Annotated in this window: 13 protein-coding genes; 3 read left to right on the top strand and 10 right to left on the bottom strand. The window is 71.2% G+C overall.

All coding sequences use genetic code 11. From position 1 onward, the window contains the following. Nucleotides 1-59: 59 nt before the first annotated feature. From kdpB to ACWF94_RS16535, 10 genes are all read right to left on the bottom strand, one after another. Nucleotides 60-2,213 (bottom strand): potassium-transporting ATPase subunit KdpB, encoded by a 2,154-nt coding sequence (gene kdpB / locus ACWF94_RS16580; RefSeq protein WP_453488125.1) that lies wholly within the window; start codon nucleotides 2,211-2,213, stop codon nucleotides 60-62. A gap of 299 nt (nucleotides 2,214-2,512) precedes the next feature. Next, complete coding sequence (locus ACWF94_RS16575; RefSeq protein WP_453488120.1) at nucleotides 2,513-2,965, bottom strand: NUDIX hydrolase; 453 nt, start codon at nucleotides 2,963-2,965, stop codon at nucleotides 2,513-2,515. A 69-nt stretch (nucleotides 2,966-3,034) separates the two neighbouring features. After that, nucleotides 3,035-3,802, bottom strand: a complete 768-nt coding sequence (locus ACWF94_RS16570) for an ABC transporter permease (RefSeq protein ID WP_453488118.1) — start codon at nucleotides 3,800-3,802, stop codon at nucleotides 3,035-3,037. Then, entirely contained in the window at nucleotides 3,771-4,709 is a 939-nt protein-coding gene (locus ACWF94_RS16565) for an ABC transporter ATP-binding protein (RefSeq protein ID WP_453488116.1), read from the bottom strand. The genes ACWF94_RS16570 and ACWF94_RS16565 overlap by 32 nt, the downstream gene beginning before the upstream one ends. Continuing rightward, a complete protein-coding gene (locus ACWF94_RS16560) occupies nucleotides 4,706-5,143 on the bottom strand; it encodes an SRPBCC family protein (RefSeq protein WP_453488114.1) in 438 nt (145 codons plus the stop codon). The genes ACWF94_RS16565 and ACWF94_RS16560 overlap by 4 nt, the downstream gene beginning before the upstream one ends. Before the next feature lie 133 nt (nucleotides 5,144-5,276). Then, nucleotides 5,277-6,503 (bottom strand): aspartate aminotransferase family protein, encoded by a 1,227-nt coding sequence (locus ACWF94_RS16555; protein WP_453488112.1) that lies wholly within the window; start codon nucleotides 6,501-6,503, stop codon nucleotides 5,277-5,279. Further along, complete coding sequence (locus ACWF94_RS16550; RefSeq protein WP_453488110.1) at nucleotides 6,503-7,735, bottom strand: acyl-CoA dehydrogenase family protein; 1,233 nt, start codon at nucleotides 7,733-7,735, stop codon at nucleotides 6,503-6,505. The genes ACWF94_RS16555 and ACWF94_RS16550 overlap by 1 nt, the downstream gene beginning before the upstream one ends. Further along, nucleotides 7,732-8,745 carry an SDR family oxidoreductase gene (locus ACWF94_RS16545; protein ID WP_453488108.1) on the bottom strand — a complete coding sequence of 338 codons (1,014 nt, stop codon included), beginning with the start codon at nucleotides 8,743-8,745 and terminating at the stop codon, nucleotides 7,732-7,734. The genes ACWF94_RS16550 and ACWF94_RS16545 overlap by 4 nt, the downstream gene beginning before the upstream one ends. Beyond that, nucleotides 8,742-9,362 carry a hypothetical protein gene (locus tag ACWF94_RS16540; RefSeq protein ID WP_453488106.1) on the bottom strand — a complete coding sequence of 207 codons (621 nt, stop codon included), beginning with the start codon at nucleotides 9,360-9,362 and terminating at the stop codon, nucleotides 8,742-8,744. The genes ACWF94_RS16545 and ACWF94_RS16540 overlap by 4 nt, the downstream gene beginning before the upstream one ends. Beyond that, entirely contained in the window at nucleotides 9,359-10,273 is a 915-nt protein-coding gene (locus ACWF94_RS16535; RefSeq protein WP_453488104.1) for a hypothetical protein, read from the bottom strand. Before ACWF94_RS16535 ends, ACWF94_RS16540 begins: the two co-directional genes overlap by 4 nt. A 497-nt stretch (nucleotides 10,274-10,770) precedes the next feature. On the opposite strand from ACWF94_RS16535, the gene idi reads away from it, so the two are divergent. From idi to ACWF94_RS16520, 3 genes are read left to right on the top strand one after another with little or no spacing between them, the layout of a single operon-like run. Then, nucleotides 10,771-11,352, top strand: coding sequence for an isopentenyl-diphosphate Delta-isomerase (gene idi / locus ACWF94_RS16530; protein ID WP_453488123.1), 582 nt, complete (start codon nucleotides 10,771-10,773; stop codon nucleotides 11,350-11,352). A gap of 47 nt (nucleotides 11,353-11,399) precedes the next feature. Then, entirely contained in the window at nucleotides 11,400-12,233 is an 834-nt protein-coding gene (locus ACWF94_RS16525; protein ID WP_453488102.1) for a hypothetical protein, read from the top strand. Nucleotides 12,234-12,259: 26 nt separating this feature from the next. Next, entirely contained in the window at nucleotides 12,260-13,318 is a 1,059-nt protein-coding gene (locus ACWF94_RS16520) for a polyprenyl synthetase family protein (RefSeq protein WP_453488121.1), read from the top strand. Nucleotides 13,319-13,403 lie beyond the last annotated feature (85 nt).

Raw genomic sequence — 13,403 nt, 5'->3', positions numbered from 1 at the left:
GCCCCCGGACCCCCAGTCCTCAATCGCCGGACGGGCTGGAATTGCGGGACGGCACAGCGTCAGCCCAGGCCCGGGATTGTGGCGACCAGGAGGTCGATGAGTTTGATGCCGATGAAGGGGAGGACGAGCCCGCCGAGGCCGTAGACGGCGAGATTGCGCCGAAGGAGATCCTGGGCGGAGGCGGGGGTGTAGCGCACTCCGCGGAGGGCGAGGGGGATCAGGGCGACGATGATCAGGGCGTTGAAGATGATGGCGGAGGCGATGGCGGACATCGGGCTGTGCAGGCCCATGATGTTGAGTGCCTCCAGGCCGGGATACGCGCCGGTGAACATGGCGGGGATGATCGCGAAGTACTTGGCGACGTCGTTGGTGATCGAGAAGGTGGTCAGGGCGCCCCGGGTGATGAGGAGCTGTTTGCCGATCTCGACGATCTCGATGAGTTTGGTCGGGTTGGAGTCGAGGTCGACCATGTTCCCGGCCTCTTTGGCGGCGGAGGTGCCGGTGTTCATGGCGACGCCGACGTCGGCCTGGGCGAGCGCGGGGGCGTCGTTGGTGCCGTCGCCGGTCATCGCGACCAGCTTCCCGCCCGCCTGCTCCCGTTTGATGAGGTCGAGTTTGTCCTCGGGCGTGGCCTCGGCGAGGTAGTCGTCGACACCCGCCTCACGGGCGATCGCCTTCGCGGTGAGCGGGTTGTCCCCGGTGATCATCACCGTACGGATGCCCATCTGCCGCAGCTCGGCGAAGCGTTCGCGGATGCCCTCCTTGACGACGTCCTTGAGATGGATGATGCCCAGCGCCCGGGGCCCGTCCCAGTCGTGCACGGCGACCAGCAGGGGCGTACCGCCGCCCGCCGCGATCGCGTCGGACCAGGTGCGGGCCTCGCCGGGGACCTGGCCGCCGCGCAGTTCGACCCAGGCGATGACCTGTGCCGCCGCGCCCTTGCGGATACGGCAGGCCGCGCCGCTGTCCCAGCGCAGATCGATGCCGCTCATCCGGGTCCGGGCGCTGAACTCAACGAACTCCGCGTGTGCCAGCTCCCCTTCGGCGGGGGCGCGCAGTCCGTACTTCTCCTTCGCGAGGACGACCACGGACCGTCCCTCCGGGGTCTCGTCGGCGAGTGAGGAGAGCTGGGCCGCGTCGGCGAGGATCAGCTCGTCGACGCCGGGCAGCGGGACGAGGCCCGCGGCGGCGCGGTTCCCGAAGGTGATGGTGCCGGTCTTGTCGAGCAGCAGGGTGTTCACATCGCCCGCCGCCTCCACGGCCCGCCCGGACATCGCGAGCACATTGCGCTGGACGAGCCGGTCCATGCCCGCGACGCCGATCGCGGAGAGGAGCGCGCCGATCGTCGTGGGGATGAGGGTGACCAGCAGGGCCACCAGGACCGTCGTGGACTGGGCGGCCCCCGCGAAGTCGGCCATGGGCTGAAGGGCGACGACGACCAGGACGAACACGATGGTCAGTGAGGCGAGCAGGATGTTGAGCGCGATCTCATTGGGGGTCTTCTGCCGGGACGCGCCCTCGACCAGCGCGATCATCCGGTCCAGGAAGGAGTGTCCGGCCCGGGAGGTGACCCGTACGACGATCCGGTCGGACAGCACCGTCGTACCGCCGGTCACTCCGGACCGGTCCCCGCCCGACTCGCGGATGACGGGCGCCGATTCACCGGTGACGGCGGACTCGTCCACCGCCGCGACACCGTCGACCACCTCACCGTCGGACGGGACCACCTCACCCGCGCCGACGAGGACGAAGTCGAACAGCCGCAGCTCCGTCGCGGGTACGGACTCCGTCCGGGCGAAGTCGAGGTTCACGCCGTACCGCCAGTGGTGCAGCCGCCGTGCGACCGTGTCCGTACGCGCCCGGCGCAGTGAATCGGCCTGTGCCCTGCCCCGGCCCTCGGCCACCGCCTCCGCCAGATTCGCGAACACCACCGTCAGCCAGAGCCAGCCGCTGATCACCCAGGTGAAGACCGAGGGGTTGAGCAGCGCCGAGAGCGTCGTCAGCGCGGAGCCGACGGCGACCACGAAGAGAACGGGGTTACGGGCCAGGGCTCTCGGGTGCAGTTTGCGCAGGGCCTCGGGGAACGAGGTCAGCAGCTGTACGGGCTCGAAGAGCCCGCCGTGCACCGTACGCCGCCGGGCCGGCCGGCCGCCGGAGGCAGGGGCCGGGGGCCTGGTGCTCGTGGGCGCGTGTCCGGGCGCGGCGGGATGCATGGTGGGAGCCCTTCCGATGACGTCGGCGGACCGGCGTACGCGGTCGCTCGTCCACCGGAGCCCGGAGATCGGGCCGGGCACTGCGGCCCGGGCGGTCATGCCACTGACGTCCGTGATCTCCGGGGTCTCCGGCGTCCGGCCAGGAATCTAACCCTCCCGGAGGCCCCCGGCGGCCGGAGCCGGGACGAACTTGTACGTCCTTAACGGGGTCGGTCACCTGCGCGGGGTGCGCGAGGCGGCCGGAACCGGCGGAGCGGGCGGCCCCGAGTGGCATCGGCGGTCAGGTGCCGGGCGGGCGGCTACGCGTCGCCGGGCGCGCTCGACAGGCCGAGATGACGGCTGAGCGCGCTCCGGATCGGCGGCAGGATGGGCAGCCGGGCCAGCTCGGCGAACGGGATCCAGGCGGAGGCGTCGACGCCCCCGTGCCCGATGTGCGTCAGCTCGCCACCGGTCGCCTCGACTTCGTAGAGGGCGAACACGGCGTGGAAGTCGATCCCGATGCTGAGCAGGCGCTGCTCGGCATCGACGTCCAGCAGGCGACCGACGTTGACGCTGTAGCCGGTCTCCTCCTTGAACTCGCGGACCACGGTGTCCCGTGGGTGCTCACCGTGTTCGATCTTGCCGCCCGGCAGCATCCAGCGCCCGTGGTCGTCCCGGGAGGACGGACCGATGCGCACCATGAGCACCGCGTCAGGTCGCCGCAGGATCCCGTACGAAGCGAAACGCTGGAGCGGCTCGTACGCACGCGTCATGCCGTTCGGTCCTCCGTCATCCCTGCCGCCGGGCTCGTCCCGGACCCGCCGCCGGGCTCGTCCCGGAGGTCAAACCCAGTGCCGCCGCTCCTTGTCCATGGTGAACCGCCAGAGCGCCAGCGCCGTGAACACTACCGCGAAGGCGAGCAGCGCACCCGCGTCTCCCAGGACGCCCGACACCCCCGCGCCGTCCAGGACCACCCGCCGGAATCCGCCGACCGCCCAGTACACGGGGGTGAATCTGGCGATCCAGCCGATCCAGTCGGCCATCAGCTCGGTCGGCACCAGGGCGCCGCCGAAGACCGTCCAGCTCAGCGTGACCATCCGCTCGACGGCGAACGACTGGCGCCGGGACCCGGAGACCGCACACAGGGCGAGCGCGAAGGCGACCACACAGAGGGCCAGCGCGACGATGACCGTGAGCAGCGCGAGGAGGGAGCCGGCCACCCGCAGGCCGATGACCGACCAGCCCAGCGCGAACAGGAACACACACTGCGCCACCACCAGGGCTCCACACAGCGCGGCCTTGCCGACGGCCAGCTCCCAGGTGCGCAGCGGCGAAAGACGCAGCCGCTGCCAGGTGTGCAGACCGTGTTCGCGGTAGTAGGACTCCGTGACCAGACCCGTCATGAAGAACGAGAACATGCCGGCCATGCCGGGGACCGCCAACTGGGCTCCGTCGGCCTGGTGGTAGCCGAGCCGGGAGAGCGCGCCGACGTACAGCGGCTCGATGAAGAGCATCAGCAGACAGGGCGTCAGCAACACCGTCACCAGCGGCGCCGGCTCCCGGCGGAGCCAGGTCGCGTCATGCCGCAGCAGGGTCAGTACCCGGGTCATCGGACACCTCCCTCGACAGGATGTTGAAGTAGGCCCGCTCCAGATCCGCCTGGGCGATCTCCACGCTCCGCAGCCGCTCGCGGTGAGAGGCGACCGCCTCCAGCGCCGTGACGATGTCGACCGAGGGCCGCTGGGTCGGGAGGAAGAGGGTGTCGGCCGCCGCCCGTGCGCCGGGCCAGCGGATGTCCGGTGCCCCGCCTTCGAAGCGCAGGGCCAGTTCGCTGCCGGTGTGCCGGACGATCAGCTCCTTCACCGTGCCGTCCGCGACGATCCGCCCGCCGGCGAGCACCACCACCCGGGCCCCCAGCTCCTCGACCTCGGCCAGATAGTGCGTTGTGTAGACGACCAGCGCCCCACGCCGCGCCAACGTCCGTACGATCTCCAGCAGTTGGAGCCGGGTCCCCGGGTCGGCGCCCGCGGTCGGTTCGTCCAGCAGTACGACATCGGGCCGGTGCACCAGCGCACAGCCCGCGTGCAGCCGGCGCTGCTGGCCCCCGGAGAGCAGCGCGGCGCGCTGGCCGCGCCGGCCGGTCAGCTCCAGCGCCTCGATGAGCTGGTCGACGGACTCGGTCAGCTCCCGGCCGCGCAGTCCGCCGAGCGAGCCGAAGAAGCGCAGATTCTCCTCCACGGTGTGCACCGGATAGACCGCGACCTCCTGCGCGGCGAGGCCCAGCCGGCCGCGGAGCGCCCGCTGGCCCCGGACCGCGTCGGTGCCGAGCACCCGTACGGAACCCCTGTCGGGGCGGAGCAGTCCGGCGATGATGGACATCAGGGTGGTCTTCCCCGCTCCGTTGGGGCCGAGGACGGCCAGCACCGCGCCCCGGCCCGCGTCGAGCGTCAGCCCGCGCAGCACCTGCCGCTCACCGAAGGTCTTCCACAGCGCTTCGATCTCAAGACCGGGCCTCACTGGTCCGCGCGCCGCCCGAGCGACACCAGCATGTCCGAGGAGTTGCGTTCGATGGCCCGTACCGCGACCGGCTCCAGCATCGGCCGGAGCATCGGGATGCCGATCTCGAAGTCCACTTCGAGGGTGGCCTCGGTGATCTCCCCGGTCACCTCCGTCACCTGCCAGAACCCGGCGAACCGCGCCAGGTCGCCCGCCACCTGCTCATAGGTCAGCCGCCAGGTCGACGGATCCCGTACCTCCCGCTCGCTCCACTTGAGCACGGACCCCTTGAGCAGTACCTCCCACTCGGTCACCGCCTCGGTGACGCCGTCGGGGCGGACCTCCTCGGAGAGCACCCGGGTCTTGATGACCGAGTCCATGAAGGTGGGGTAGGACTCGATGTCACAGATCCTCTTCCACACGCTGTCGGCCGGAGCGATCAGTCTTTCGCTCACCGTTACGATCGGCACTTTGACGTCTCCCTGTCTCGGGCCAGTCCCTACCGGGCTGCATCAAGCCGGTTCCCGCCGCGCTGCCTCGGCCCGGGTCCTGCGCCGGGCCGGTTCATGCCCCAGCCGGTCTTCGGTCTCAGGCCAGTTCCCGCTGAGTCCGCCGGGCGGCGGCGTTCAGCCCCTCCGCCACGCACACCAGCTCCCGCTCCGTGATGAAGGCCGATGGCGTGAAACGCAGCACCGACGGCGTCGTCAGACACGGTGTGAGCAGCAGGCCCTCCGCCAGGGCGGCCCGCAGCATCTCGCCGGCCACGTCCGGCCGGGTGCTGTGTAGCCCGAGCAGCGCGCCCCGGCCGGTGACCTCGGCGAACAGCCGGGGCCAGGTCCGGACGAGATCGTTGAGGATGCCCGCGAGCCGCCCGCCCGCGTGCCGGGCGAGAGCGGGCACATCCTCGGCGGCGATGACCTTCAGGGTCGCCGTGAGCGCGGCGGCGGCCAGCGGGTTGCCCCCGAAGGTGGAGGTGTGCAGCAGCGGGTCCCGGTCGTACGGCCGGAACGCGTCGCCGGTGGCGATCAGCGCCGAGACCGGGATCACCCCGCCGCCCAGTGCCTTCCCGGACAGCAGGACGTCCGGCACGACGCCGAGGTCGTCATGGGCCCAGAAGGAGCCGCACCGGCCCAGGCCGCACTGGATCTCGTCGAACACCAGCAGGGCGCCGGTCTCGTCGCACGCCTCGCGCAGGGCCCCGGCGTACGCGGGTGTCAGCGGGTGGACCCCGCCCTCGCCCTGTACCGGCTCCGCGAAGACCGCGGCGGGCCGGTGGCGGCGGATCAGCTCGGCGGCCGCGCCGGCGTCGTCGCGCCCCAGCCGGATCACCCCGGGCAGCAGCGGGCCGAGGCCGTCGCGGAACAGGGGGGCGTCGGTCAGGCTCAGGGCGCCCGCGGTCTTGCCGTGGAACGAACCCGTCAGATGCGCCAGCGGGACGCGTCCGGTGCGGGCCCGGGCGAGTTTGATGGCCGCCTCGACCGCCTCGGCGCCCGAGTTGAGCAGCATCACCTTGTCGAGACCGGCGGGGGCGAGCGCCGCCAGGTCGGCCGCGGCCATGGCGCCCGGCCCGTTGGGCAGCGTCCTGGTCGACCCCGGCAGCCGGGCGAGCTGGTCCGCCACGGCCTGGACCACCTGGGGATGGCGGTGACCGAGCAGGAAGACGGCGAACGAACCGAGGTCGAGATAGCGGGTACCGGAACCGGCCGTCACCCAGGACCCGGTACCGGACACTTCCGGCTGGGTCGCTCCCATCAGCCGGAACAGCAGCGCGCGCCCGGACGACTGGTGGTCGCGTACGAGGTCGAGCACATCCATCAGGAGGCTCCTTCGGTGGGCAGCTCCGCCAGTTCGAAGCTCCACGGCAGCCCGAGCGCCCAGCGCCCGAGCAACTGCCGGGTGGCGAACCGGGTCGGCGGGTGGTACCGGGCCGCCTGGACGTCCCGGATCAGCCGCGAGGCGGCGCCGGTCGCGGAGTACGACGCGACGCCGACGAGTTCCGCGGCGAGTTCCACCGCTTGTACGGCGGTCCGCGCGGCCTGGTCCTTGAGGGCCAGCGCGGCGGGCAGCAGGCCGCGCGGGTCCACATCGCGTTCGTCCAGCCTGCGGGCCAGTCCGGCGGTCGCGGCCTCCAGCGGCAGTACGGCGGACAGGATCTCGCCGAGGGCGGACTGGAACGAGGGCAGGTGCGCCCGCGCCGCGCCCAGGTGGTTGACGCGCGACCGGGCGAGCGCGGCGCGGGCCTGGTCGACGGCGGCCGAGACCACCCCGAGGTAGCAGGCGGTGGCGGTGGTGCAGAACCAGCCGAGACCGGCGGCGAAGACCTCGTCCCCGAGCGAGCCGGGCTCGCTGCGGTGGAAGATCATGTCATCGGGGATCCGGCAGTCGGTGAACCGTACGGAGTCGGACTCGGATGCCCGCATGCCCAGGGTGTTCCAGGTGCGTTCGACGCTGACCCCGGGACTGCCGTTCACCACCAGTGCCACCAGCAGGCTCTCCGGCCCGCCGGCCTCGTCGATCATCTGGAGGCAGAGCAGATCACTGCGCTCGGCCAGTGAGCACGGTGTCTTGACCCCGTTGACGACCCAGACGTCACCGTCCCGGCGGGCGGTGGTGCGGGACCGGGTCAGGCTGCCGTTGAGGCCGGGCTCCGCGAAGGCGGAGGCGACGATGCGGTGCTGGCTGGCGATGGCTTCGAGCAGCAGCCATGACTCGTCGCGCGCCCGCGTCCAGTGCTCGACCACCACCCCCACCGAGAACAGATGCATATTGACCGCGATCGCCAGTGCCGGGTCGGCGGCGCCGAGCCGCCGCTGGAGCGCGCAGCACTCGGCGAGCGACGCCCCGAAACCCTCGAAGTCCCTGGGCACGGGGGCGCCGAAGTAGCCGCTCTTCCGCAGCAGTTCGACACTCCGGTCGGCCAGCCGCCCGGACAGGTCGTTCCCGTCGGCGAGCGCGGCCAGTTCCGCGGTGACCTCGTCGGACAGCAGATGTCCGGTGTCCGGCCAGAGGGCGTCGACGCCGCGCCGGTAGCCGTAGGCGTCGTTCACGCGGCCTCCTCGCCCGTCCACGGCCGGGGCGAACCCTTCGCCAGTCTCGGATGCCGGTCGGCCCAGGCCGTGATCGCGGTCCCGATGGCGTCGGCCGGACGGTGGACCGGCCGGTTCACCGCGATCGGCTCGGCCACCGACATATAGGGGATGAACTCGCCGAGCAGCTCGATCTGGCGGAGCTGTCGATCCGTCAGATGCGGTCGGGCGAACGGCAGATAGAACCGGTGCCACTGCTCGGGCGGGACGACACCGGGCGGCTCCAGCGGCCCGTGCCCGGTGGCCGCCCGCCATCGGTTCAGCGCCAGATAGACGACGTCGATCATGTCCCGGAACGTCAGCGCCCGGTCGCCCGCGCCCAGTATCACCGGACGGTCCCGGGGGCCGGCCGCCGATATCTCCAGCACACAGGCGGCGATGTCGCAGGTCGACACGATCTCGACCGGGGCGGCCGGCTCGCCGACGAAGACGGGGAGCAGACCGGTCACACAGGACCGCACCACCGAGTACAGACCGCTGTAGCGGCTCACCGCCCCGTCGGCGCGGCGCCCGACCACCAGCGGCGGGCGTATGACGCTCGCCCCGTACCGGCGGGTCGCCTCCCGCTCCGCCTCGGCCTTGGACCACTCGTAGGTGTTGCGGTAATCGGCGGGGTCGGGGGACTGTGTGGTGCCCCGCAGACCGGTCGCGTACGCCGTGGAGATATGGACGACCCGGGTGGAGTCCCCGACGAGCGGCTCCAGCGCGGCCACCGGCGCGACATTCGCGCGCTTCGCCTCCCGGGCCGGCAGATTCCAGCGCGTCCTGGCCGCCGCGTGCACGATCACGTCCCAGGGACCGGCCAGCCGCTCGGGGGCCGGTTCCGCGCCCATCCGCCAGGCGACGGCGTCCGGGCCGCCCCTGGCCGAACTGCCGGTGACGCTCCAGCCGGCGGCCCGGGCACGCTCCGCGATCTCCACGCCCACCACCCCCGTGGCACCGGTGACCAGCATCGTTCCTGATCTGTTCACAGCGGCTTGGTCCATTCGGTAGGCAGCAGCGGGGCGACGCCGAGCCGGTCGGCCAGCTCATGCCAGCCACGGACGAGGCGCAGTGCGCCGAACATCCCGTCCGGTGACCGGAGTTGGGGGAGCGGCTCGGCCAGACCGAGGGTGGCCTCGATCCCGCCGACCCAGGCGTGCAACCGGTCCAGCCAGTCGCCCGGGAGGTCGCGGCCGGGGTCGTCGGCGGACCCGGAGGCGGCGGAACCCGGGGCGCCGGAACCCGGGTCACCGGTACCGGGGACAGCGGTACCGGGGACAGCGCGACCGGCCGCGGCGGCGAACTCGCGGGCCTCGCGGATCAGCCGGTGGCCGGATTCCCAGTCCTCCGCCGGTGCGTGCGTATGGGGGTCGATCGCCCCGCCGTCCTCGGCGACATACGGCTCGGCCCCGAAGGCGAGCCCCCGGGCCTGGCAGCAGATCAGCACCAGATAGCGCGTCTGGGCGAGGACCAGATGCCACTGGCCCGCCCGCACCCCGCCCTCGATGTCCTCCAGCGCCGACTGGGCGCCCACCATCATCATCAGCGCGCCGTGGGCGACCCGGGTCACTTCCCCGGGCAGGCTGGTGTTCGTCCGGATCGTCATACGGGGCACTCCACTCCCAGCCACAGCACATCCTCGGTGAAGAGCGCCGTCAGGTCCGGATGCCATGGCTCGTCCAGTGCACAGCTCCAGGAGGTCGCGGTGTCGACGGGACCGCCGGAGGGCACCGAGACCGTACGCAGACCCCAGCGCGACACCAGCCGGCTCTCCCCGAAGGTGTGCTGGTCCGTGCCGCGCGCATGGCTGAGCCGGACCCGCCAGCCGGAGCTGTCCACGCCCCGCAGCCGGTCGTCGAGCAGTTCGCCGACCTGTGCCAGATAGGCGGGCACCTCGTCGGGGCTGCCCGGCGGGCACATCGCGAGTTCGAACGCCGCCAGCCCCTCGCGGTCGCCCAGCCTGCGCAGCTTCTCGCCCAGCCACTTCGGCTTGAAGTACGGCTCACCGCGCTCGACCGCCTGCCGCTCCAGGGCCGCGACCAGCGCTTCCCCCGCCCGCAGCGCCGCCACGACCGGCTTGCGGGCGGTGAACTCCCGGGCCGCGACGCGCTTGCGGAACGCCTCGGCCGTGTACCAGGAGCTGATCCAGCCGGTCAGCTCGGTATCGAGCCGCCGCTGCCACAGGGACCACTCGGGCGTGCCCCTCAGTGGCAGACCGAGGCCGAAGCGGCTGAGGCTGTCGATGACCTGACGCCTGGTGCCGATGTCGCCCGGGCCGATCCGGGGCGGCGGCCACCGGGTCGTCGTCAGCTCCTCGTAGCGCTCGGTCACCCGGGCCGCGCCGTGCAGGACAACATCGACCCTGGCTCCCTGTGGATACGCCATCAGCGGCAGGGAGCTGGCGACGTCGTCCGGTGCGATCACACAGACGTCCAGATCGCTGTTGGCGTTGCCGAATCCGGAGATCACCGAACCGGCCGCGACGATCAGCAGCGGTTCGCCGAACGAGTCGTCCACCTGCGCCAGAATGCTATCCCGGGTGACATTCCGCTCTGCTAGATACAGCCTGAAACGATCAACTCGCGTGACGGCCGCCGACGATCTGTTTCCGGCCGTGAAGGTGTCCACTTTTGATCCCCCGTGCATTCCAAAGATCGCGACGCGCTGTGGCGCCTCAGTGTCCATGTCGAATGCATGACCCGTCAATCACCATAGGTGAAGGATTACTTTCCGATTGGTATAGAGGAACAGCGCAGGCGCGACTTTCGGACAGAGGCCGTAACCGGTCGGACGTGTGGCGCGCAAGGGTTGACAGGCCGGTGTCGCGCTGGAAAGCATGCACTGAAGTCGTCAGTGGACGATGGTCGAACGGCAGTGCCGCGACCATGAACGCGTGTCCATCGCACGGTAGCTTTTCGGGCGGCCCAGGCCCGGCTCCGGTCGCGCTTCAGATCGCTTTCTGACGACTTCTCACAGGGGGAATGAGGGGGACCAGAGTGGAGCTTCAATCCAGCCTGCCCGGAATTGATCCGCAGGTGGCTTCGGATGCCCTTCCCGGCGAGGTCCTACTGGATTTAGTGGACCCGCAGGGCGTCAGTATCGGAATCTCGGAGAAGATCGCCGCGCATGAACCGCCGGGTCGACTCCACCGCGCGTTCTCGGTATTTCTGTTCAACGACAGCGGGCGCATGCTGCTCCAGCGCCGGGCGCTGTCGAAGTACCACTTTCCGGGCGTGTGGTCGAATGCCTGCTGCGGTCATCCCTTCCCGGGAGAGGCCCCGTTCCAGGCGGCCGTCCGGCGGGTCGGGCAGGAGCTGGGCGCCGCCCCCGCGCTCCTCATGGAGGCCGGCACCGTGACCTACCGCCACCCCGACCCCCGGTCGGGGCTGGTCGAGCACGAGTACAACCACCTCTTCGTCGGTCTGCTCAGGGCCGAACCCCGGCCGGACCCGGCGGAGATCGCCGAGCTGGCCCTGGTCGGCCCCGACGAACTGCGCGACCGGCGGGCGGCCGACGACTTCTCGGGCTGGTTCCCGGACGTTCTGGCGGCCGCCCTGCCGGCGGTGCGCCGGCTGGACACCGCCATCACCTGGTGACCAACAGTCAGTTTCATGATCCCGGACACCGTCCGAGAGGAGCCGGAATGCCGACAGGTGTGGCCGATCCGCACTGGCTCAGCACCGAGGTGGACATCGACTGGGCCGATCTCAGGTCCGCCCACGCGCAATGCCGTTCCGTGCTCGGCCGGCTGGTCGCCGACCGGCCCCTGCTGACCTCGCTGGTCCAGCGGCTCGCCGACGACAGGAAGCTGCTCGCCGACGCCGACCACCACCCGGTGATGGACCGGCTGACCCTCTGGAACGACCCCGGGCGCGGTATCTACCTGCGGCTCCATATCTCGCCCGGGACCAATGAACTCATCCCGCACGACCACAAGTACTCGTTCACCACCTATATCGTGCGCGGCTCCTATACCCATGTGTGGCGCCGGCGCGAAGGCAGCTACGAAGGTGACTTCACCTCGGACCAGGTCCCGCTCGGACTGGTGACCAGCGAGCGGGTCGGATCCTGCTACACCCTCGGGTACTCGCTGATCCACCAGACGGTGATGGAGGCCGACACGGTGACGCTCTTCATGCGCGGTCCAAAACAACAGGCGCGGTCCTACGCCGCACTCGACATGCTCGACCGGCTCACCCCCGACCCGGCGGCCGGACCGCCCGCGCGGGACGAGCGGGATGTGCAGGCCGCGCGGGACGTGCAGGACGAGGGGGATGTGCAGGACGTACGGGACGTGCAGGCCGCGCGGGATGCGCAGGCCGTACGGGACGAACGGCGGCACACCGACGGCGAGCGCGGCCTGAGCTTCGACGAGTACCTCCGGCTACGGGACCGGCTGTCGGCCCTCGGCGTCCTGGAGCCGCTCGCCGCGCCCATCGACAGCAGTACCACTCATCCCGAGAGGCGCCCGTCTTGACCGACATCGACACCGTGACCCGTGAGATGCAGGACCGGATCACCGGCTACCAGCGGCATTTCTCCGAACTCTTCGGACGGTACTTCGAGACGCTCAACAAGGACTTCGACCGGCCCGGACTCAGCCGGTTCACCCCGCGCTGCCTCGATCTGCTGCGCGACCTCTCACTGCGCGGCGGCAAGCGCCAGCGCGTGGCCTTCATGTACGAGGCGGCCCGGCTGGTCACCGACGAACCGGTTCCGGGGCTGGACGAGGCGGCGCTGAGCATCGAGCTGCTGCAGACCCATCTGCTGGTGCACGACGACATCATCGACGACGCCCCCACCCGCCGCGGCGGGCCCTCCACGTACTACGCCTACCGCGCGGAGTTCCCCGAGCAGCCACAGACCGCGCTGGGTCTGGCACTGCTGGCGGGAGACCTGGCGGCCTTCCTCTCGCTGCGGGTCCTGCTCGAAGCAGACCTGCCGGTGACGCTGCGGCACGCCCTGGTCGACGTACAGACGCGCGCGGCGGCGGCCACCTTCGTCGGGCAGATCTTCGACCTGGAACGCGACGCCCCCGGCATTCCGAGCGAGGAGACGCTCAACTCCGTATCCGACTACAAGGCGGCACGGTCCTCCGCCCTGGCCCCGGTCCAGCTCGGCCTGCTGGTGGCGGGCGAGTCCCCGGACCGGTACCGGGAGACCCTCGGCCAGTACGCGCTGATGTTCGGTATCTCCGGCCAGATGTGCGACGACTATCTCAGCCTCTTCGGCGACGAGTCGGTCACCGGCAAGCCCAACACCGCCGACATCCGCGACGGCCGGCGCACCTATGCCGTACGCGCCCTGCTGGCCGCCGCATCGGAGCCGGAGCGGGCGGTGGTCGAGTCCGTCCTCGGCGACCCCGACTGCACACAGGAGGACGTCGACCGGCTCCGGGAGATCGCGTCGCGCCACGGCGTCGACCGCCAACTGCGTTCGGACATGCACCGGTACGCGGAGCTGGCCTGCAAGGAGGCGGCCGGCTGGCGGTCCCGCTGGCGGGAGGAGGCGGTGACGTTCTTCGAGCGCGTCCCCGTCTGGGGCGTGGAGCGGACGCTTTGACCGGGGCCGCCGATCCCGTGGCCGGCGGTTCCCGGCCCGTGGAGCCCGGCTCCGCCGATCCGCACCGCGCCGCAGACGGCGGTGC

This window comes from Streptomyces sp. NPDC055078 (assembly GCF_053607985.1).
The sequence above is the reverse complement of the archived record's forward strand: the minus strand, read 5'-3'. Positions and strand labels throughout refer to the sequence as shown.

Excerpts from the sequence above, each read along its gene's own strand:
- kdpB (WP_453488125.1), bottom strand. The coding sequence starts at position 2,213 with ATGCATCCCGCCGCGCCCGGACACGCGCCCACGAGCACCAGGCCCCCG.
- ACWF94_RS16575 (WP_453488120.1), bottom strand. The coding sequence starts at position 2,965 with ATGACGCGTGCGTACGAGCCGCTCCAGCGTTTCGCTTCGTACGGGATC.
- ACWF94_RS16570 (WP_453488118.1), bottom strand. The coding sequence starts at position 3,802 with ATGACCCGGGTACTGACCCTGCTGCGGCATGACGCGACCTGGCTCCGC.
- ACWF94_RS16555 (WP_453488112.1), bottom strand. The coding sequence starts at position 6,503 with ATGGATGTGCTCGACCTCGTACGCGACCACCAGTCGTCCGGGCGCGCG.
- ACWF94_RS16540 (WP_453488106.1), bottom strand. The coding sequence starts at position 9,362 with ATGACGATCCGGACGAACACCAGCCTGCCCGGGGAAGTGACCCGGGTC.
- ACWF94_RS16525 (WP_453488102.1), top strand. The coding sequence starts at position 11,400 with ATGCCGACAGGTGTGGCCGATCCGCACTGGCTCAGCACCGAGGTGGAC.
- ACWF94_RS16520 (WP_453488121.1), top strand. The coding sequence starts at position 12,260 with ATGCAGGACCGGATCACCGGCTACCAGCGGCATTTCTCCGAACTCTTC.